The following is a 19,936-nucleotide window of genomic DNA, read 5'->3' as shown; positions in this document are numbered from 1 at the left end:
CCGACGCAGGCGAGAACAACTCGCCAGCCGAGCCCGCCGACGCAGGCGAGAACAACCAGCCAGCAGGGGCCGCCGACGCAGGCGAGAACAACTCGCCAGCCGAGCCCGCCGACGCAGGCGAGAACAACCAGCCAGCAGCGGCCGCCGACGCAGGCGAGAACAACCAGCCAGCAGCGGCCGCCGACGCAGGCGAGAACAACTCGCCAGCCGAGCCCGCCGACGCAGGCGAGAACAACCAGCCAGGCGAGGCCGCCAAGCCGGGCGGCGCCGTCGATGCAAGCGACACCCCCAAGGACAAGGTGGAGCGTGGCGAGAAGCCCGACGACGCCGAGGAGGACCTGCTTGGTGACGATCCGTCGGCCGGAGCAGACACCCGAGACTCATCCGCAGGATATGGCGGCGGTCATGGCGGGTGGTTCGGCAGTTTCCTCAATTATTTCAGCTGGACACCGGCAGAAAATTCGATCCCGGCGGCATCGGAAGACGGGCAGATCACCGAGCCCCCGCAGGTATCCCCCGACTCCTATTTCCTTTGATCGCCTAGAGAGCGGGATGATCGAGCCGTCGCTCAATCATCCCCTTCCCTTCTTCCTCCCCCTCGAAGAGCCAGACCGCCCGCGGCTCTCGGTCACAAAATTTCACAGGTGAGATCATGGACCCAGCATCCCCCGACCATAGTCAGCCCACCAGTTGGTGGAATGGCGCCACAAACATCATCAATTTCTTCAAGAGGATCGCAGAGGGCGAAGGCGTCGCAGCGATTTCCGAAGCCGTCGCACCCGCCGGTGAAGGCGCCCCTGCCAGCCGCGAGAGGCTGGTGGCAGGCACTGAGGAGTTGAGCCAGCGGACAGACCGGTTCCTGGAAGCGGCCGAGAAGCTCTTCACCGCCCTGCGGGGCCCACAAGACAAAGGCGAGGCCTTGCCTTGCGCCGAGGTGAAAATGGATGAAGTCACCAGAGACGGGGCAATCCAGAGCCTCCACCTGAGTCTCGATGCCATCCGCCAAGCCAACCTGGATCCGACTTACACAACCGGCGGCTCAGGCTTCGCCAATGTCATCAAAGGAACGGTCTGTGACGACGTCCTGCTTTCCCGGGGCGTGGACACACGGCAACCGACCATTTTCATGCCTTATGATGGAAACGACGAAAGCTGGGGGACGACCGGCAGGGACATCCATGTGCACGTTGCCGGACGGAGCGATCCTGGAGTCAAGGTCCTGCACGGGTTCAATGTCGCCCAAGACTTCATAGCCGCGGTCGGCAACTCGCTGCTCACCGACACCGACACGGTCTCCTTCGACAGTTTTTCGGGGGAAGCAGGATCCTATGTGATCCGTCGGGAAACGGACAGATTCGACGCCCGCTGGACCCGAATCGAGTATGATGCTGACGGGGATCGGCAATCCGATGCCACGTGGATGGTCCCCGGTCATAATTTCGGCCCTCTGAACATCATCGGGCAAACAGAGCAGCGTGGCGATTCTCCCTCCCCGCAGGCCCTGCCCCTGCCTCCCCTGAAGGAAAATTGCGGCACCCTCCCCTGCAATCCTCCGACGGCGCTCCCTACGAGCGACAATGACGGCATGCCCATTCCCGACACTCAGGTCACGAGTCCACCTGACGATTCCAACGGGGCGGGCGCCACAGGCGGTGATGTCACCATCGCCTTAGGCGGAGATGGCCAGCCGATTCCGCCCGCCGGCAACGACGGGGGCAGCCCAGCCGGCAGCGGGAACGATGGCGACGGAAGGCCGCTTCCCTCACCCGAGGACCCAGTCAGCAATCCTCGTGGCGATGAAGATGACAAGGAACCCGTGGTCGAGAGACCTTCGCACGAGCGGGTGACCCAGCTCATGCCAGACCTCTACAACGACATGGTCCATTTGGACAAAGCAGCCCCTTGCGGGACGTCGACCACATCGGTGCACGCGCATGAGGGGGTCCTGAGCTCGATCGGTGGACGAATCGGCCGCTCAGAGACACCGCTTCAGCTCGTTGAATCCAGTCCAGCCGCAGAGCTGAACCTGTATGTGCCTCTGGCGGACAGCGAGACGGTGGTCGCCAGTAGCCAACGAGACGTCTTCGTGCTGCTTCCAGAAGAGCGCCGGCCCGGAGGCCGTCTCGAAATCGATGGGTTCCAGAGTGGCTCAGACACGCTCGGGGCGTTCTATTTCAGCAAAGGCCAGGGCGCTCACAGCGTCAAGGAAGGCGATACCTTCGACGGAACTCCGCAGCAGTGGATCCTGTACCAGGAGGCAGAGGGGCCGTGGCTCGCGCAGTTCGACAATGACGGCGACGGCGCGGCCGACTTCACCGTCGCGTTCCGCGACGGGGCGCCGGTGGCTGCGGACATATTGGTCCGCGGCGAGGACGATACGCTCAGCTTCATCGACGGCTACAAGGCCAGGCCGTTCACACTGCAGCAAAAGCTGGAGTATGACGCCGATACGCTGCGCCTCCAGGCCAGGGAGCAGATCGCGTTCACGAGCAACGAGGCCGAAGGGAGCGAGTCTCTCGAGACCGCGGGTGTTCTGAACGTCCGGAACGCCTTCACCCACAGCCTGATGGGCGACATCAAGCATAACGACCTCGGTCTGCACAGGAGCGTGGATACGGGCTGTGCTCCGGTCGTGATTCTCGGCGCCGGCAATATCGACCTGGTGACCGGTTCGGCCAATCCGGAGCTCGTGGCTCATTTCGCCGAGCAGAAGGATGGGGGCAGCGTCGTCTTCTGGGGATTCGACTCGGAGAAAGACGGCGTCGCGATTTTCGGCGCCAAAGGCGAAGCGCTCGCCGAAACCTCGAACAGCCGGACACCCACGGCGCTCAACCAAGTCATCTTCTACGAAATGAAGAGCGAGGAGGCTGCCGTGTTCGTGGCCGGGGTCCCGCACCATCAGCTCCACGGCGACCGCAAGTATGTGGGCGTGGAGTTTCATGGAGAGGACGGGGACGGGAAAGCCGAGTTCACGGCCATCCTGGAGACGGACCGCTTCACCACGGACAACATCCATCTCATCGCCTGACGCAACCGGTGAGCGCGTCGGTCAGACCGCTCCCCGCGCGACACAATCGCGAGCGCCGGCACGGGTCACAGACCCCGCCGGCGCCTCACCACCGCCGTCTCAATTTTTCTCAATCAATGGTTCATCATGATTTTTTCAAACCCGATCTTCACCCGACTCCCTGTGTCCAACGGGCAGGAGCCGGTCCAGTACGAGACGCTGCTCGATTTGCGACCGGCCCTGCAACGGCGCCTCGAGGTCCTCGACGAGGCTGCTCAGGGCAATACGCTAGAACCCAGCTTTGGGCTCGAAGACAACAAAGTCCTGGTCGTGGGAATGAGCGACCATCATGGCGAGATGGATCATGAGGCAATGAGCCTGGAGGGGTATCCGGGGCCTCGGGGATCGGCGAACATCTTCGCGCCGAGAGAGCTCTACCCGAGCGTCATGGCCAGTCCTGACCAGGACATCCTCCTCATCGAGGTCAGCCAGCTGCCGAAAGACAACATCCTCGCCGTCCGGGGCTTCCAGACCGGGCAGGACAAAATCGCCTTCATCTCCTTCGGCGACCTGCCGCATGGGCAAAGGGTGAATGAGGGCAACGGCTTCACGGGGACCGCCGGCGAATGGTCGGTCTATCGGCGGGACGTCCATCCCAGGGCGACCGAGGAGGCTCCCCCGCCACCGTGGATCGCGCTCTTCGATGCGGATGGCGACGCGATCCCGGATGTGACGATCGTGTCCGACCGGGAGATCCGAAGAGAGGATTTCCTGACGGCCGAGGGGCCGACCCCTCCCCTGCCGGACTATTCACAACCGCCGCTGTGGCGGGGAAGCTGGGAGGGCGGCGCCTGGGAGGATCAGACGCCGCGATGGCTTCCTGGCGCCCAGGCGGCGCAGTGGCTTCCTGGCGCCGAGGCGGCGCAAGGCGGCGCGGCTCAAGGCGGCGCGGTGGTCGCGCCGGCGACGACCGCAATGGTCGCGCCGCTCTGGGCGGCGGGGACGGCCAAGGATGGGCTGACGGCGATGCTGAGCCCGCATGGCGGCGACGTGCTGCGACTCCAGGACGGGTGGGCCGAGGCCATGACCCAGGAGGTGGGTGAGGCTGCCGGCGCTGCGGGCTTCCTGTGGAACTTCAAGTCGGGCGAGGACAGCATCGTCTTCAGATTCGCCAACGAGGCCGAAGCGCGGGGGGACTGGGGCGACGGGGCCCTGCCGGTGGACGAGCTGGTCGCCTATCAGAGGCTGGATCCGAAAGCTGTCGAGGCGATGCTGTCAGGGCTGGACCCGGACCTGCGGCCGGCGGTCGATCCGGAGAAGACCAATTTCTGGCAGGTCGAGCTGTGGGGGGCCGCGCCGGGAGACGATCCCGTGGCCGAAATCATCGTGCAGGCAGACAGGTTCAGCATCCGCGACGTGGCGGTCGTCTGGCCGGATGCAGCGGGGTGAACCGCGGCTGGATTCATGCCCGGTTCATTGCAGCATGCGCATCATGGCGGCGTGACAGGCTCACAATGGAGCAAACCATGATCAGAGGAACGCTTGCGGCGCTCGGAATGGCGGTGCTGGTCGGCACTGCCGGGGGAGACGTGGCCATAGCGGCAGGGCTCGGCACCGCAAGCCGGGACATTGCGGTGACGGCCCAAGGCGGCGTCAGCCAGGCGACCGAGGTGCGCTACCGGCACCATTACTATCCGCATCGCTACGGGCCGCGATACCGTTACGCGCGACCCGGCTTCGGCCATTACTATGGCGGCTATTACTACAGCGCGCCGTGGTGGCTGGGGGCTGGGGCCTATGCGGCTCCGCAGCCCTATTACGCCCCGCCGCCGGTGGTCTATGGCGGCGGCAACCACGTCCAATACTGCATGAACAGGTACCGCTCCTACGATCCGCGGACCGATACCTATCTGGGATATGACGGCTACCGACACCGGTGCGTCGGGCCGTACTAGGCCCCACCCCTCGCAATGGCAGGCCGGCGGTCTTATCTGATCGGAAAGGATTGGATGCAGCCGCCGGCCTTGCCGCGTGCAGCAGTTCGGAGTGGAGCGATGAGTTTTCGGAGCGTCCTCGCCGCGGCAGCGACCCTGCTGCTGGCGGCTTTCGGGGCCAATAGTGCGTATGCGGCGAATGCCTATACGACGGCCAATGTGAATATGCGGGCCGGACCGGCGGCGGATTACCCGGTCGTAGCGAGCATTCCAGCGCGGAGCCCGGTGGAGATTTACGGCTGCACCGAAGGGTATGGCTGGTGCGACACCTCCTGGGGCGACAACCGCGGCTGGGTGTCGGCGCGGTATCTGGAATGGGCCGATTACCAGGGCGAGGCGGTCTATGTGCCGGACTATGCCTATGAGATCGGCGTGCCGGTCGTCGACTTCTACATCGAAGACTACTGGTATGATTACTACCGGTATCGCCCCTGGTATCCCAACCGGGGCAATTGGCACCATCACGGACATCACTGGAAGCCTGGGAAGCCGGGCAGACCTGGCAAGCCCGGTCGGCCGGATAAGCCAGGCAAACCGGATCGGCCGGACAGGCCGGATCGACCCGACAGGCCCGATCGACCCGACAGGCCGGATCGGCCGAACAGGCCGGATGCCAAGCCGCGGCCGCAGCAGGGCGACTATTACTTCCGCAACCAGTCGAAGCAGCGGATGCAGTCGCCGCAGCGGATGGAACAGCGGCAGCGCGTCAACCGCAACTCTTCGCAGGAGATGCGCGTGCGCCAGCCCAACCGCGCCCAACAACCGCGGATGCAGCAGCCCAGGACGCAGCAGCAGAGGATGCAGCAGCCCAGGGTCCAGCAGCAGCCGAGGGCCCAGCAGCAACAGCGGATGCAAGCGCCTCGCTCGAGCAATGACGGCGGCGGGCGGTCCATGCGGGATGGCGGCGGCGGCGGAATGCGCGGCGGCGGCGGTGGCGGTGGTGGCGGGCAGTGGCGCGCACCGTAAGGTGCGGGCCGCCCTTGGCGGCGCTCCCTTCCGTAAGGTGTGGGCCGCCCTTGGCGGTCCCTGCCTTTCTGTAAGTTTACGGGCCGCCTCTGGCGGCCCTTGCCTCGGCCTGCTAGAGCAAAGCGATGCTGTCCTATCAACACGCCTATCATGCCGGCGGCCTGACCGACGTCCACAAGCACTCGGCCCTGGCCAGCGTGCTTGCCGCGGCGAAGCAGGCCGATGACACCATCGCCTATTTCGAAACCCACGCTGGAAGCGGGCTCTACGACCTGACGACGCCGGAAGCCCGCAAGACCAAGGAAGCCGACGCGGGGATTATCCGGCTCATGGCCGAGGATGCTCCGCTCCCCGAGCCCTATCTCGAGGTCATCCGCAAGGTCAGGAAGATTCACGGCCCAGCGGCCTATCCCGGTTCACCTTTGATCGCGCGCATGATGCTGCGGCCGCACGATCCCCTCACTCTGTTCGAGCTGCATCCCAAGGAGCATTGGGGACTGACCAAGACATTGGCCGGGGAAGGCGTCCGGATCCAGAAGGCGGACGGCCTCACTGAGGTGCTCCGGCTGCTCCCTGCCAAACGCGGGACCGGAATGGTCTTCATCGACCCCAGCTACGAGGTGAAAGCGGACTATGCCGCCGTCGGCCGCTTCGTGACCTCCGTGCTGCAGCGGGCGCCGAAAACACGCATGCTGGTCTGGTATCCGATCCTCACGGCAGGGCTACACGTCAATTTGATCAGTGCTGTCGAAGCCTCCCTGGGCTCACGGCATATCCGGAATGAGGTACTGTTTCCCCCTGCCCTCTCGCCCAGATTGAGGGGAAGCGGCCTCATCGGCATCAACCTGCCGGCGGAGCTCGGGGCCGAAAAATTTGACAGCTGCCTTATTCAGAGCGAAAATCACGCCTAGATCTCTGCCGCGGCCCGAGGGCTGTCTGCACCATGGTTACCAACCGTTAAGCAATCGGGGTCACCATCAAAAAGCATCCGCATCAAAGTGTCCGGATAGCGCGTAATTGAGTTCAGAGGGGTTGTCATAGATGAAGTGGGGCGGACGTCGTGTCCTCACGCCTCGCGGGTTCAGCGTCGCCGTAGCGACCTTGCTGACAGCCGGCGTATCCATTCCAGCAGAGGCAGTCGCACCTCCGAGTCCGATCCTGACGCATCCGGAGATCTACCAACCTCGGGAGCTCACCCCGGAAATCGCCCGCATCAAGGCGACAGGCGAGGTCCTTCGCGACAATTTCGAGATGGCGCGGGTCTATCAGACGATTGCGCAGGATCCCGTCGTGTCCGGCTTGCTGGCCTGGAGGGAGACGCTGTTCGTCGACCATGACGGCGCCTTCGAGGAGATCACCCGCTTCCTGAACGAGCATCCGGGCTGGCCCGCAGCGGACGCCATGCGCACCCGGGCGGAGAAAGCACTCTGGCAATGGACGCGGACACCGGAGACCGTCACAGAGTTCTTCAAGACGCGTGCGCCGAAGACGATCTCTGGCAAGCTCGCTCTGGCAAGGGCGCAGCGTGCCTTGGGCAAGACCGAGGTCGCTGCAAAGCTGATCCGGGAGATGTGGCAATCCGAGACCCTTTCCGCTTCGCTCGAGGAGACCATCCTGAAGGCGGAAGAAGGCACGCTGACAGAGACCGATCACAAGGCCAGATTCGCCCGACGGATCTATGCCGGGGACCTTTCGGGGGCATTGCGCGCGGGAAAGCGGATCTCGAAAGATCACGAGAAGATCGCCAAGGCAGCCCTGAGCCTCTCCAAGGGTCACAAAGAGGGGCTCAAGCTCTACAACAAGCTGCCGGCCAGCGCCAAATCGCAGGCGGCCATGCGCTATGCCATGGCCCGCTATCAGCGGCTCACGGACAAGGAAGACGAAGCCCGCAAAACCGCTCTCGCCGTGAAACCGAGCGATTCCGGCAGCTTCGATGCGGAGGCCTGGTGGGAAGAGAAGCGACAACTCATACGGCACGCGCTGAAGCAAAATGGCGGGACTGCGTGGCGCGAGGCCTATCAGCTGGCCAGCACACATGGCAATGACAGCGGACTTCCCTTCGTGGAGGGAGAGTTCCTGTCAGGCTGGATCGCGTTGCGGTTCCTGAAGGAGCCGGAGAAGGCGCTTCCGCATTTCGTGACGCTCTCCAAGGGCAATGACAGACCCGTCAACATCTCCCAGGGCGAGTATTGGGCTGGACGAAGCTATGACGCCATGGGGCAGCCGGCCGAGGCCAGCAAGCACTATGCTCTCGCCGGTGGTCACCCGGAGACGTTCTATGGCCAGCTCGCGCGGGACAGGCTCGGCTGGCCCAGAGTCGCCGACACGGTGGCGCTGGGAAGCTCGGCAACGGTCGATTCTCTGGCTCAGCTCGACAAGGACGAAGTCTTCCAAGCTGCGCGGCTGGTCGCCTCAGCAGGCCGCGAGGATCTTCTCCCCATGTTCTTCGGCGCGCTGATGAAAAAGGCGCAGACAAGAGAGCAAAAGTCGGCCATCGCCGGTCTGGTCTCCCGGATGGGATGGCCGCATGTGGCGGTGCGACTTGCCAAGGCCGAAGCGCAAGACGGCATCGACCTCGGAGCCGAGACCTTCCCGACGCCGGTTTACGCCCATGATCACCTCACCGCCGCGCCGGAGCCGGCGCTGGTCTACGGGGTGATCCGGCAGGAGAGCGAGTTCAATCCCAAGGCAGAAAGCCATGCCGGGGCCCGCGGCCTGATGCAGATCATGCCGAATACAGCCAAGGGACTGAGCCGAAACTACAAAGCGGATTACGACCTGCCGCGACTGGTCACGGACCCGGACTACAATGTGCAGCTCGGCTCGGCCTTGTTGCATGAGCTCCTGCGGACCTTCGACGGCTCCTATGCCATGGTGCTGGCCGCCTATAATGCAGGTCCGTCCCCGGTCAATCGGTGGATCGAGGAATATGGCGACCCGCGCAAGGGTGAAATCGACCTGCTGGACTGGATCGAACTGATTCCCTTCAGCGAAACGCGCAATTACGTGAAGCGCGTCATGGAGAATGTGAACGTCTATCGCGCGCGCTTCCGCGAGGAGCGGCCGGACACATTGTTCGTGGGCCTGCAGCGGAGCCTCAAAGGCGACCTGCAGAGGCAAGCTTCCTGCCAGGTTTCGCAATCGGTCGTGAAGGCGGGCGTCATCACCTGCGAGTAGCGGGGGGCGGTTTGAGGCTGCAGCCCCTGCGGGACGGGATCCCGGATCTGCGGAGCACCGCTTCGCGCTGCACCGCGTCCGGGATGACGGTTGTGGGGACCGCTTCGCGCTGCACCGCGTCCGGGATGACGGTTTTTGGGGACCGCTTCGCGCTGCACCGCGTCCGGGATGACGGTTTTTGGGGACCGCTTTGCGCTGCGCCGCGTCCGGGATGACGGTTTTTGGGACCGCTTCGCGCTGCACCGCGTCCGGGATGACGGTTGCGGGGACCGCTTTGCGCTGCACCACGTCCGGGATGACGGGAGCAAGGCAGCGTTGTGGCTTCGTGCCTACTGGGCGAGCTTTTATCCTCGACATGGGGCTGAGGGCATGATTCTGTTGGATATCGTTGCCCGCCTGCGGTGCCGCCTCCAAAGCTGACGCCTCCCATGAACCCGACCCGGGGAATTCTCCTCAAGATCGTCTCCACGATCTTGTTCACGGCAATGATCTCCTGCATCAAGGCCGTCTCGCCACAGATTCCTGCGGGCGAGGCCGTGTTCTTCCGGTCGTTCTTCGCCCTGGTGCCGATCCTGCCGCTGCTGATCTATCGCGGCGAGTTGATGTCTGCCCTGCTGTCGCGGCATTATCTCAGCCATTTCGGCCGAGGCTTCGTGGGCGTGCTGTCCATGGGCAGCTGGTTCGTCGCGGTCGGGCTGCTGCCTTTGCCGGAAGCCTTCGCCCTGGGCTATTCGACACCGCTGATCGCAGTGCTGCTCGCCATCGTCATGCTCGGGGAGACGGTGCGGCTGATCCGATGGGCCGCCGTCATCATCGGCTTTTCCGGCATCCTCGTCGTCGTCTGGCCAAACCTGACGCTGCTGCGCGAGGGAACCATGGAGATGTCGCAGGGGGTGGGGGCGCTCAGCGCCCTCTCCTCCTCGGTGTTCGCCGCCCTGGCGATGATCCTGGTCCGGAAACTGCTGACGATCGAACGCACATCGGCGATCGTCCTGCATTTCTCCCTCAACGCCTCCCTGCTCGCACTGCTCACCCTGCCGTTCGGCTGGGTCTGGCCAAGCCCCACGGAAGCGGCGCTTCTCATCGCCGCCGGCCTGCTGGGCGGGCTGGGCCAGATCGCGATGACCGAAAGCTATCGCCATGCGGACACATCGACGGTCGCCCCCTTCGACTATCTCACCATGCTTTGGGGGCTGATCTTCGGGTATGCCCTGTTCGGCGACGTGCCGACGCTGTCGGTACTGATCGGGGCAATGATCATCGTGTCGGCGGGACTGTTGATCCTGTTCAGAGAGCGCCAGCTCGGACCGTCGCGGGTGAAGACGCCGAAATCCGTCGGCCCGCAGAACTAGCGAGGGCAAGCCCCGCAGAACTCGCGAGCGCAGGCCGAGACTGCGCCGGCCTCAACAGGTCACTGGGCGAGCAGGTCGTTCAGGTCCAGGCGGGCGGTGAACATGTTCAGACTGCCATCGGGATGGCGCGGCCATTCCGCTTCAGGACGGTCCCAGTAGAGCTCGACACCGTTCTCATCGGGATCGCGGAGATAGAGGGCCTCGCTCACTCCATGGTCGCTGGCGCCGTCGAGGCGGATCCCGGCCTTCACCAGGCGGCGCAGCGCATCGGCCAGGGCCGCCCTGGTGGGGTATAGGATCGCGGTGTGAAACAGGCCCGTCGTCCCCGGCGCGGGGGGACGGCCACCGCGGCTTTCCCACGTGTTCAGGCCGATATGGTGATGATAGCCGCCGGCCGAGACGAAGGCGGCCTGATCCCCATAACGCTGCTGCAGGGCAAAGCCGAGGACGCCGCAATAGAAGTCGAGAGCGCGGTCGAGATCGGCCACCTTCAAATGCACATGGCCGATGCGAACTCCGGGGTCCACGGGATGGCCGGGATGCTTGAGAGCCTGCTCGCGGTCGGGGGCCTGGGCGTCGGTCACGATCATGCGTCTCCTCAGCGCGCGGGGCCACGAGTGGCGGGGCCACGGGTGACGGGCTGGCCGATGACCGGGTAGACTTTGTTCAGGGGTCTCAACGCCATGGCGCCATCGCCGATCAAGGCCTGGACCACCAGCGCCACGATCCAGAAGGCCGGGAATTCCCAGCCTCCGCCTTGGGCGCTGAACTGCCAGCCGGCAGCGCCATGGACCAGGACAATGGCACCGATCAGGATCGGGGTCAGGAGGATCGCCACGACGCGGGTCCAGATGCCGAGGATCAGGGCCAGACCGCCGAGAACCTCGGCTGCGATCGTGAGGTAGGCGAACGCTGCGGGCAGGCCCAGGCTGGAGAAGAACTGGGCGGCGCCGGCGGGGGTGAAGACGAAGATCTTCAGGCCGGCATGAGCCAGGAACATGAGTCCCAGCGCGACCCGCAGAAGCAGGGCGCCATAGGGTGCGGTGCGTGAATCGATCATGAGGCCTGCTCCAGGAATAGTGTGCAGGCGACACGATAAACCCAGGAGAACAGTCCGTGAATTGGGTCATTTCGGAGAAGACCTCACACCAGGAGTGTGAGATGCTGCGCCATGCTCGACCGCTTCACCAGCATGACCGTCTTCGCCCGGGTGGCCAGTCTGGCCAGCTTCTCGGCGGCCGCCCGGGAGCTGGGACTGTCGCAGACCATGGTGACGAAGCATGTGAATGCGCTGGAGCGGCGGCTCAATACGCGGTTGCTGAACCGCTCGACGCGCCGGCTCTCGCTGACGGATGCGGGGCGGGATTTCCTCGAGGCCTGCACAAGGCTGCTGCTCGAGATCGAGGAGGCGGAAGCCGCCATCACCGAAGACCGATCGCAGCCGCGCGGCATGCTGCGGCTCAATGCACCGGTCTCGTTCGGGACGCGGGAGATCGCGCCTTTGCTGGCGGATTTCGCGGCAGAGGCGCCCCAGGTCAGCGTGGATCTGGGGCTGAACGACCGGCTGATCGATCTGGTGGAGGAAGGCTGGGACCTGGCCATCCGGATCGGCTCGCTCAAATCCTCGGCGCTGATCGCCAAGCGGCTGGCCCCCTGCCGCACCCTGGTCTGCGCGGCCCCGCGATATCTGGCCGAGCATGGAACGCCGACGCGGGTGGAGGAGCTCGAGGAGCATAATTGCCTGAGCTATACGCTGTCGACTGTGGTGGGGCACCGGCGCTGGACGTTCGGGCGGCGGCGCGAGCGCATGGCGGCAGTTTCGGGAAACCTGCAGGCGAATAACGGGGATGCGCTGGTGGCAGCCGCGATCCGGGGCCAGGGGATCATCTATCAACCGACCTTCCTGGTGGCGGACGCCGTGCGATCGGGGGCGCTCGTGCCGCTCACGCTGGACGAGCCGCCGATCGAGATCGATGGGATCTATGCCGTCTATGCGCCGGGGCAGCGCGTGCCGGAGCGGGTGCGGGCGTTCATCGATTTCCTGGCGCAGCGGTTCACTCCGGTGCCGCCGTGGGACCGGGGGCTCGATGCAGCGGGCCGATCAGCCGGAGGATTTTGACAAGGCGAGGCGCCCGTGCCTATTGGTGCCCCGTTGCGGCTGATTGCGAGTGATGAATGTCCGTCCGCTCATGGAGAAGTTCGCTGGGGGACGGGCGCCTGCCGCTGGGCGCAGTCTTCGGACTCGGACTCGGGCTGCTGATGCTGATGGCCGTGGGATCGGCGCTGTGGCTCAGCATCGACGCGGCCATCGAGAACACGACGACGCTCATGCGCGACAAGGTGGACCTGGTGGCGCAGGCCAGCGAGGATCGCGTCACCAGCTATCTAGACCCGGTGGAAGAGACCGGACGCTTCCTGCTGCAGACGATCCAGGCGGGGGAAGTCCTGCTGGACGACCGGACGGCGCTGGCGCTGGCGATGCGCATGAGCCTGGCCGGCTCGCCGCAGATCCAGGGAATCGCGTTCCTCTACAATGATCTGAGCCTGGTGCGGGTGGGGCGGCGGGAGGATCAGACGCGGTTTGCGGACTGGTCGCGGCGGCCGGACGTGGCGGCGGGGATCGAGGCGCTGAAGGATGCGCGCGAGCCCGGCTGGCTGCCGCCGCTGTGGACGGAGCTGTTCCAGGACACCCTGCTGGTCTACCACCTGCCGGTGGAGGTGAAGGGCGAGATCCAGGGGACGCTGCTGCTGGTGATCGCCACACGGGACCTGTCGGAGGACATCTCCGAGGTAGCCTATGCAGGCACGACACCCTTCATCCTTTATGGCCGGGACCACGTGCTGGCCCATCCGCTGCTGATCCACGGGTTCCGGGGCAGCAGCCAGGAAGACCCGTTGCCGACCTTGGCGCAAGTCGGCGACCCGGTGCTGGCTGAGATGTGGAGCCGCGAGCGCGAGCCGCTGAGCTTCCTGCTGCCGACGCATGAGTCCGGCCACATTCTCGACGTCGGAGGAGAGCCGCAGATCTTCGTCTACCGGACCCTCAACCGCTACGGCAAGACGCCGTGGCTGGTGGGCTTGCATGTGCCCGGGGCCATCGGTGCAGCGGAGATCACCCGGCTCACCAATATCGCCCTCATCTCGGGCTTGCTGCTGATCATCGCCGTGATCGCCGCCATCTTCATCGGCCGCGGCATGGGCCGGCCACTGATCCGGCTGGCGGACGCCGCATCACGGGTGAGCGGGCTCGACCTCGCCAAGGTCCCGCGCCTGCCCCACAGCCCGATCCGAGAGATCGACGTGGCTGCCAATTCGTTCAATTCCATGGTCTCGGCGCTGCGGTGGTTCGAGGTCTACACGCCCAAGGCGCTCGTCCACCGTCTGCTGACGAACGACCAGACGATCACGGCGGCGCAGGAGCAGGACGTGACCGTGATGTTCACGGATATCGTGGGGTTCACGGGAATCGCGAGCCGGCTGGGACCGGCAGGCACGGCAGATTTCCTCAATGCGCATTTCTCGCAAGTGGGCGCCTGCATCGATGCGACCGAGGGCACCATCGACAAGTATATCGGGGACAGCGTCATGGCTTTCTGGGGCGCGCCAGGCTCGCAGCCCAATCATGCGGAGCGAGGGGCACGCGCCGCTCTCCTGCTGGCTCAGAAGCTCACTCAGAACAGCGCGAGTGACGAGCCCGTGCGAGTGCGGATCGGATTGAGCTCCGGCCGCGGCCTCGTCGGCAATATCGGCGCGCCCGGGCGGATCAACTACACGGTCGTGGGGGAAGTCGTGAACCTGGCTCAACGGTTCGAGCAGTTGGGAAAGGACTGCGCGCCCGACGACCCGGTGACGATCCTGATCACGGAACAAACCGCAAAAGCACTTCCGGATAGTTTCCGACCGGAAGCCATGGGGAGCTATCGAATAAGGGGAATGAACTGTATGGTGGAAGTGTATAGACTTCCGCTAGAGTGACGGGACGTCCGGGTGGAGACGGGGGATCGGCAAGCCATGCAATGCGGGTTATGCTGCAGTGCAATAAAATCACGTGCCTTGCGCCGTGGCGATGCCATATGGCCATTGTCAGCACTGCCTTGACGCCCATCAGGCGAAAAGCATCTCATTTCCGCCTCGGTCATTGACGGGCTCGGCCTCATCACATGCAAACTTCTTCAGCCAAGAGCCGGGTGCCGGCGCTCACGATCGCCGCCATCGGCGTCGTCTTCGGCGATATCGGCACCAGCCCGCTCTACGCGATGCGCGTGGCCTTTTCCGACATTGGCGGCCTGCCGTTCAACGAAGCTGCCGTGCTCGGCGTGCTGTCCCTGCTGTTCTGGTCGCTCATCATCCTGGTGACGATCACCTATGTGACCGTCTTGCTCCGCGCCGACAACCGAGGGGAAGGCGGCGTCCTGGCGCTGTCATCGCTTCTGTTCCGCACAAGAAACAACGGCCGGCTTAAGAAGATCGCCATCGTCCTGTCGCTGGTCGGGGCGGCCCTCTTCTACGGCGACGGCATCATCACTCCCGCGATCTCCGTGCTCAGCGCCGTGGAAGGCGTTCATGTGATCGCACCGGCGCTGTCGGAATTCGTGGTGCCGATCGCGATCGTCATCCTCGTCGCCCTGTTCATGGTCCAGCGGACAGGCACCGCGCGGGTCGGCCGGCTGTTCGGGCCGATCATGTGCATCTGGTTTGCAGTGCTGGCCGCCCTCGGTCTGTTTCAGATCGTGCAGTCGCCCAGCATCATCAGGGCACTCAGCCCCCATTACGCGATCGAACTGTTCATCGCCTATCCCATCCCCGCCTTCCTCTCCCTGGGGGCGATCGTGCTCGCCGTCACGGGTGCCGAGGCACTTTACGCAGATATGGGACATTTCGGCCGGAAGCCGATCCGGCTGGCGTGGTATTGCGGCGTGGCCCCGGCGCTGGTGCTCAACTATCTCGGTCAAGGCGCCCTGATCCTGCGCACCCCCTCCGCGTTGGAGCACCCGTTCTACCACCTTGCCCCTACCTGGGCGCAGCCGGGGCTGGTGGTGATTGCCACGCTCGCCACGGTGATCGCCTCACAGGCGCTGATCTCGGGGGTGTTCTCGCTGACCCGCCAAGCGGTGCAGCTCGACTATCTGCCACGGCTCGAAATTCGCCATACGTCCGAGCACGAGCAGGGGCAAGTCTATCTTCCCGCAGTCAACTGGCTGATGATGGCCGCCGTGACCCTGGTCGTCATCGGCTTCGGATCCTCCGACGACCTCGCCTCCGCCTATGGCATCGCAGTGGTGTCGGCGATGCTCGTGGACGCGACGCTGCTGCTGCTCGTCACAATCTACATCTGGCAGTGGCACCCCGTCCTGATCTCCGCCTTCTTCGCGGTCCTGTTCTTCGTCGACCTCATGTTCCTGGCATCGAACAGCCTCAAAATCATCGCCGGAGGCTGGTTTCCGATCGTCATCGCCGCGTTCGCCTTCTCGGTCATGTGGACATGGAGGATGGGCCGACAGGCGCTCACGCAACGGATCGAGCGCGACAGCCTGCATCTTATCGACTTCGTCCGAGGGCTGGCCACGAGCCGCGTGGTCCGGGTGCCGGGGACGGCGGTCTTCCTGTCCCGCCGCACCGGCATCGTGCCTGCCTCCATGCTGCACAACATGAAGCACAACAAGGTCCTGCATGAGCGGGTGATCGTGCTGACCGTCGTCACAGAGGCGGTGCCCATCGTCCCGGATGACGAACGCCTGGCCCATGAGGATCTGGGCGCCGGCGTGCACAAGATCGTCCTCTATACGGGCTTCATCCAAAGCCCGAATGTCCCGCGTGCCCTCGCCCATTGCAGCGGAATCGGCAAAGCACTCTCGATGATGGACACGTCATTCTTCGTGAGCCGAGAGACTCTGGTACGATCCAGTCGTCCCGACCTGCCGCCGTGGCAGGAACAGATGTTCATCACGCTCGCCGGATTGGCAAGCGACGCCACCCAATACTACCATATACCGCGCAACAGGGTGGTCGAATTGGGTCGACAGATAGAGATCTGACTGCCGGCGCAAGAGCCGGGGACAGTGAAGGGGCGGGCTGCCGGTCATGAAATCCGTCGCTGGTTCTCTGCCCGAGATCTTCTTCGCCTTCCTAAAGCTGGGGCTCACGTCCTTCGGCGGGCCGATCGCGCATCTCGGCTATCTGCGGGCGGAACTCGTCACCCGCAGAAAATGGCTCGACGATGCGGGCTATGCCGATCTCGTGGCGCTCTGCCAATTCCTCCCCGGACCGGCGTCCAGCCAAGTGGGTTTCGCCCTCGGCGTGTTGCGGCACCGAGGAGTGCTCGGGGGACTCGCCGCCTGGACCGCCTTCACCCTGCCGTCGGCGATCTTGATGATCGGCTTCGCCTATGGCTCAACCGCGCTGGAAGGGCGCTGGGGAGCCGGCCTCGTCCACGGGCTGAAGCTCGTAGCGGTGGCCGTGGTCGCCCAGGCCGTGTACGGCATGGCGCGCAGTCTCACACCGGACAGGCAGCGCGCGGCGATCGCGCTGGCAGCCGCTGTCATCGTCCTATTCTTCAGCACATCGGCAGGCCAGATCCTCTCGCTCCTCCTGGGGGCGGCCGCGGGGCTCTGGCTTTGCCGCAGCCGGGAACACACGGAATTCGTCTCGCATCAATTTTCCATATCGCACCGAGCCGGCGCCGTGGCGCTCATCCTTTTCCTCAGCCTGCTGGTCCTGCTCCCGGCGTGGGCCGCCACCGGAAGCAACCGCGCCGTTGAGCTGTTCGACGCCTTTTACCGCGCAGGAGCCCTGGTCTTCGGGGGCGGCCATGTCGTCCTGCCGCTGCTGCAGGCCGAGGTGGTCCCGCCCGGGTGGATCACCAACCCCGTCTTCCTGACCGGTTACGGGCTCGCGCAGGCGGTTCCAGGACCGCTCTTCAGTTTCGCTGCGTATCTGGGCGCGCTGATGCCCGTGAGTCCCAATGGAGTGACGGGTGCACTCCTGGCCCTGACGGCGCTGTTCCTTCCCGGGCTGCTGCTGGTCTACGGCATGCTGCCCTTCTGGGATTTCCTGCGTCAGCGGCGGCTCGTGCAGGCGGGGATGCGGGGGGCCAATGCCGCCGTCGTGGGGATTCTTGCGGCGGCGCTCTATGATCCGCTGTGGACAAGCGCAGTTCTCACGCCGCAAGACTTCGCGGCAGCGCTGGCCGGGTTCCTGTTGTTGACCGTGTGGAGCGCGCCGCCGATCCTGGTGGTGGCCCTTCTGTCTACGACAGGGATCGCCTTGGGATGACGGAGTGCTTCGAGGCGCCGTCTTCCGGCTGTCCGGAGGGACGCACGGCACCGAGCAAAGTCCCCTTGACGGCGCAGGAGGCACAGGAGGGGTTTTGTCGGATGCCGGGGTGGGTTACATGCTGGTCAGGCCACGCTTTCCGGCCAATCATCAGGAGACCATCATGACATTGAAACGCCTTGGCGTAGGCAAGCGGCTGTCCAACGCAGTCATCCATGGAAACACCGTCTATCTCGCAGGCCAGGTCGCGGACGATCATGCAGCCGGCAAATCGGTGACCGAACAGACGAAAGACATCCTCAAGCAAATCGACGAAGTGCTGGCGGAAGCCGGAACGGACAAATCGAAGATCATTACGGCCACCATCTGGCTGTCGAGCATCGGATATTACAACGAGATGAACTCGGTGTGGGATGCCTGGGTCGCCCCCGGCAATACGCCGGCGCGGGCTTGCGTGGAGTCCAAGCTTGCCGGTCCAGAATATGACGTGGAGATCATGCTGACCGCTGCGATCTAACGCGCGCAGGCCAAGGGGCCTCCGACGGAGACTGACGTCTGAGGCGCCCTTGCCTGCCAACCGGCACATCGTCCTGTGGCAGCGATCCGGGACATGCATGGCGGGTGTTGACAGAGGCGGTAAAACAACCTTAAGTAGAAATCACGTAAGTTGGGTCCTTAGGCGTTCACCTTTCCCGAGAGGATCCGATGCATCTCAACCCGCCGACCTTCATCATCTTCGTCGCGTCCCTGCTGCTGACGCTGCTGGCGGTATTGGCCGTCTTCCTGGCCATACCCATGCTTTCGCCCTACGCATTGTGGATGCTGCTGGGAGGTTATGTGCTCCTGGCCATCGGGTGCCTGGTGCCTGGCCTGTAGCGGGCACGCGCCTTCGCCTCGCGACGCGGCATCATACCCGGTTCAGAGCCGGGGATCATGCCGCGACCTTGCCGCCAGGCGGAGCTCAGTTCAACCGCTCGACGGCCAGGGAGATGCCCTGCCCGCCCCCGATGCACAAAGTGACCAGGCCATAGCGGCCGCCGGCGCGCTCCAGCTCGTAGAGGGCCTTCACGGTGATGATGGCGCCCGAGGCGCCGACCGGATGACCCAAAGCGATCGCCCCGCCATTGGGATTGGTCTTCTCCGCGGGGAAGCCCAGCTCCTTGGACACGGCACAGGCCTGAGCAGCGAAGGCTTCATTCGATTCGATGACGTCGAAATCGTCGATGGTCATGCCCGTCGACTTCATCAGATTGCGGACGGCAGGGATCGGGCCCAGGCCCATTTCCGAAGGCTCGACGCCGGCATGGCCATAGCCGATGATGCGGGCCATGGGCTTCAGACCGAGAGCGGCGGCCTTTTCTGCCGACATCAGGAGCAAGGCGGCGGCGCCGTCATTGATGCCCGACGAATTGCCGGGCGTGACGGTCCCGTCTTTCTTGAAGGCCGGGCGCAGGCTGGCCATCTGCTCCGGATTGGCGTCGGCGCGGACATGCTCGTCGGTATCGAAGAGCACCGCCTCACGGCCGGTCTTCACCTCCACAGGCACGATCTGGCTCTTGAAGCGGCCTTCCTTGATGGCGTGGGCGGCCTTGCGATGGCTGCCGGCGGCGAAGGCATCCTGATCGGCGCGGGTGATCTGGTAGCGCTGGGCCACGTTCTCCGCGGTCACGCCCATATGGCCATGGCCGAAGGGATCGTTCAGGGCGCCGAGCATCATGTCGACGACGGCGACGTCACCCATGCGGGCGCCCCAGCGGGCTCCCGTCTGGCTGTAAGGCGAACGGCTCATGCTCTCGGCACCGCCGGCGATGGCGACATCGGCATCGCCCAGCATGATTGACTGCGCGGCGGAGACGACGGCCTGGGCGCCGGAGCCGCAGAGGCGGTTGACGGTGAGGGCGGGAACCTCAACGGGGATGCCGGCATCGATGGCGGCGACGCGGGCAAGATACATGTCGCGGGGCTCGGTCTGGATGACGCTGCCGAAGACGACGTGGCCGACCTCAGTGGGGGCGACACCGGCGCGGGAGAGAACTTCCCGGGTGCAGGTGGCGGCAAGCTCGGTCGGGGGCACCGATTTCAGCGTGCCGCCGAAGGTTCCGATGGCGGTCCTTACCGCGCTGACGATGACTACTTCGCGCCCAATCATTTCGATCTCCCTCGCTTGC

General features: G+C 64.7%; 16 protein-coding genes and 1 pseudogene. 14 read left to right on the top strand and 3 right to left on the bottom strand.

All coding sequences use genetic code 11. The annotated features are described in order from the left end of the window. The 8 genes and pseudogenes from FKM97_RS26445 to FKM97_RS23935 form a co-directional block, all read left to right on the top strand. Positions 1 to 536 (top strand): annotated as a pseudogene (locus tag FKM97_RS26445) (hypothetical protein); the annotation flags it as partial. Positions 537 to 652: 116 nt separating this feature from the next. Further along, a complete protein-coding gene (locus FKM97_RS23970) occupies positions 653 to 3,028 on the top strand; it encodes a calcium-binding protein (RefSeq protein ID WP_144294995.1) in 2,376 nt (791 codons plus the stop codon). A gap of 126 nt (positions 3,029 to 3,154) precedes the next feature. Next, on the top strand, positions 3,155 to 4,456 hold the full coding sequence (locus tag FKM97_RS23965; protein WP_144294994.1) for a hypothetical protein: 1,302 nt from the start codon (positions 3,155 to 3,157) through the stop codon (positions 4,454 to 4,456). A 77-nt stretch (positions 4,457 to 4,533) separates the two neighbouring features. After that, a complete protein-coding gene (locus FKM97_RS23960; protein WP_144294993.1) occupies positions 4,534 to 4,962 on the top strand; it encodes a BA14K family protein in 429 nt (142 codons plus the stop codon). Positions 4,963 to 5,061: 99 nt separating this feature from the next. Then, on the top strand, positions 5,062 to 5,967 hold the full coding sequence (locus tag FKM97_RS26600; RefSeq protein WP_205015295.1) for an SH3 domain-containing protein: 906 nt from the start codon (positions 5,062 to 5,064) through the stop codon (positions 5,965 to 5,967). Between the two features lie 125 nt (positions 5,968 to 6,092). Next, positions 6,093 to 6,878, top strand: a complete 786-nt coding sequence (gene rlmJ, locus FKM97_RS23945; RefSeq protein WP_144294992.1) for a 23S rRNA (adenine(2030)-N(6))-methyltransferase RlmJ — start codon at positions 6,093 to 6,095, stop codon at positions 6,876 to 6,878. 130 nt (positions 6,879 to 7,008) lie between these two features. After that, a complete protein-coding gene (locus FKM97_RS23940; RefSeq protein ID WP_144294991.1) occupies positions 7,009 to 9,144 on the top strand; it encodes a lytic transglycosylase domain-containing protein in 2,136 nt (711 codons plus the stop codon). Between the two features lie 428 nt (positions 9,145 to 9,572). Continuing rightward, on the top strand, positions 9,573 to 10,496 hold the full coding sequence (locus FKM97_RS23935; RefSeq protein ID WP_144294990.1) for a DMT family transporter: 924 nt from the start codon (positions 9,573 to 9,575) through the stop codon (positions 10,494 to 10,496). Between the two features lie 59 nt (positions 10,497 to 10,555). Here the strand turns inward: FKM97_RS23935 and FKM97_RS23930 are convergent, their stop codons facing one another. Together FKM97_RS23930 and FKM97_RS23925 are read right to left on the bottom strand one after the other, a co-directional pair. Beyond that, complete coding sequence (locus FKM97_RS23930) at positions 10,556 to 11,086, bottom strand: VOC family protein (protein ID WP_144294989.1); 531 nt, start codon at positions 11,084 to 11,086, stop codon at positions 10,556 to 10,558. 8 nt (positions 11,087 to 11,094) lie between these two features. Further along, the gene (locus FKM97_RS23925; protein WP_144294988.1) at positions 11,095 to 11,556 is read right to left on the bottom strand and encodes a DoxX family protein; all 462 of its coding nucleotides are present in this window, start codon (positions 11,554 to 11,556) and stop codon (positions 11,095 to 11,097) included. A 111-nt stretch (positions 11,557 to 11,667) separates the two neighbouring features. Here FKM97_RS23925 and FKM97_RS23920 point away from each other — a divergent pair, with 111 nt between their 5' ends. From FKM97_RS23920 to FKM97_RS26435, 6 genes are all read left to right on the top strand, one after another. Further along, positions 11,668 to 12,615: a LysR family transcriptional regulator gene (locus FKM97_RS23920; RefSeq protein WP_144294987.1), complete on the top strand. Its 948-nt coding sequence runs from the start codon at positions 11,668 to 11,670 to the stop codon at positions 12,613 to 12,615. Between the two features lie 56 nt (positions 12,616 to 12,671). Next, positions 12,672 to 14,471, top strand: coding sequence for an adenylate/guanylate cyclase domain-containing protein (locus FKM97_RS23915; protein ID WP_144294986.1), 1,800 nt, complete (start codon positions 12,672 to 12,674; stop codon positions 14,469 to 14,471). A gap of 185 nt (positions 14,472 to 14,656) precedes the next feature. Then, positions 14,657 to 16,531, top strand: coding sequence for a potassium transporter Kup (locus FKM97_RS23910; protein WP_144294985.1), 1,875 nt, complete (start codon positions 14,657 to 14,659; stop codon positions 16,529 to 16,531). Between the two features lie 46 nt (positions 16,532 to 16,577). After that, positions 16,578 to 17,768, top strand: coding sequence for a chromate efflux transporter (chrA, locus tag FKM97_RS23905; RefSeq protein ID WP_144294984.1), 1,191 nt, complete (start codon positions 16,578 to 16,580; stop codon positions 17,766 to 17,768). A 163-nt stretch (positions 17,769 to 17,931) separates the two neighbouring features. Continuing rightward, complete coding sequence (locus tag FKM97_RS23900; protein WP_144294983.1) at positions 17,932 to 18,285, top strand: RidA family protein; 354 nt, start codon at positions 17,932 to 17,934, stop codon at positions 18,283 to 18,285. A 188-nt stretch (positions 18,286 to 18,473) separates the two neighbouring features. Continuing rightward, positions 18,474 to 18,644 (top strand): hypothetical protein, encoded by a 171-nt coding sequence (locus FKM97_RS26435; RefSeq protein ID WP_170241114.1) that lies wholly within the window; start codon positions 18,474 to 18,476, stop codon positions 18,642 to 18,644. Positions 18,645 to 18,729: 85 nt separating this feature from the next. Here the strand turns inward: FKM97_RS26435 and FKM97_RS23895 are convergent, their stop codons facing one another. After that, a complete protein-coding gene (locus FKM97_RS23895; RefSeq protein WP_144294982.1) occupies positions 18,730 to 19,917 on the bottom strand; it encodes an acetyl-CoA C-acyltransferase family protein in 1,188 nt (395 codons plus the stop codon). Positions 19,918 to 19,936 lie beyond the last annotated feature (19 nt).

The organism is Rhodoligotrophos appendicifer (genome assembly GCF_007474605.1).
GTDB lineage: Bacteria > Pseudomonadota > Alphaproteobacteria > Rhizobiales > Im1 > Rhodoligotrophos > Rhodoligotrophos appendicifer.
Note: the sequence above shows the minus strand (reverse complement) of the source record. Positions and strands in the feature narration are given on the sequence as shown.

Coding starts and splice junctions, on each gene's coding strand:
- FKM97_RS23935 (WP_144294990.1), top strand. CDS start 9,573: ATGAACCCGACCCGGGGAATTCTCCTCAAGATCGTCTCCACGATCTTG.
- FKM97_RS26435 (WP_170241114.1), top strand. CDS start 18,474: ATGCATCTCAACCCGCCGACCTTCATCATCTTCGTCGCGTCCCTGCTG.
- chrA (WP_144294984.1), top strand. CDS start 16,578: ATGAAATCCGTCGCTGGTTCTCTGCCCGAGATCTTCTTCGCCTTCCTA.
- FKM97_RS23965 (WP_144294994.1), top strand. CDS start 3,155: ATGATTTTTTCAAACCCGATCTTCACCCGACTCCCTGTGTCCAACGGG.
- FKM97_RS23920 (WP_144294987.1), top strand. CDS start 11,668: ATGCTCGACCGCTTCACCAGCATGACCGTCTTCGCCCGGGTGGCCAGT.
- FKM97_RS23915 (WP_144294986.1), top strand. CDS start 12,672: ATGTCCGTCCGCTCATGGAGAAGTTCGCTGGGGGACGGGCGCCTGCCG.
- FKM97_RS23900 (WP_144294983.1), top strand. CDS start 17,932: ATGACATTGAAACGCCTTGGCGTAGGCAAGCGGCTGTCCAACGCAGTC.
- FKM97_RS23940 (WP_144294991.1), top strand. CDS start 7,009: ATGAAGTGGGGCGGACGTCGTGTCCTCACGCCTCGCGGGTTCAGCGTC.
- FKM97_RS26600 (WP_205015295.1), top strand. CDS start 5,062: ATGAGTTTTCGGAGCGTCCTCGCCGCGGCAGCGACCCTGCTGCTGGCG.
- FKM97_RS23970 (WP_144294995.1), top strand. CDS start 653: ATGGACCCAGCATCCCCCGACCATAGTCAGCCCACCAGTTGGTGGAAT.
- FKM97_RS23925 (WP_144294988.1), bottom strand. CDS start 11,556: ATGATCGATTCACGCACCGCACCCTATGGCGCCCTGCTTCTGCGGGTC.
- FKM97_RS23910 (WP_144294985.1), top strand. CDS start 14,657: ATGCAAACTTCTTCAGCCAAGAGCCGGGTGCCGGCGCTCACGATCGCC.
- FKM97_RS23930 (WP_144294989.1), bottom strand. CDS start 11,086: ATGATCGTGACCGACGCCCAGGCCCCCGACCGCGAGCAGGCTCTCAAG.
- FKM97_RS23895 (WP_144294982.1), bottom strand. CDS start 19,917: ATGATTGGGCGCGAAGTAGTCATCGTCAGCGCGGTAAGGACCGCCATC.
- FKM97_RS23960 (WP_144294993.1), top strand. CDS start 4,534: ATGATCAGAGGAACGCTTGCGGCGCTCGGAATGGCGGTGCTGGTCGGC.
- rlmJ (WP_144294992.1), top strand. CDS start 6,093: ATGCTGTCCTATCAACACGCCTATCATGCCGGCGGCCTGACCGACGTC.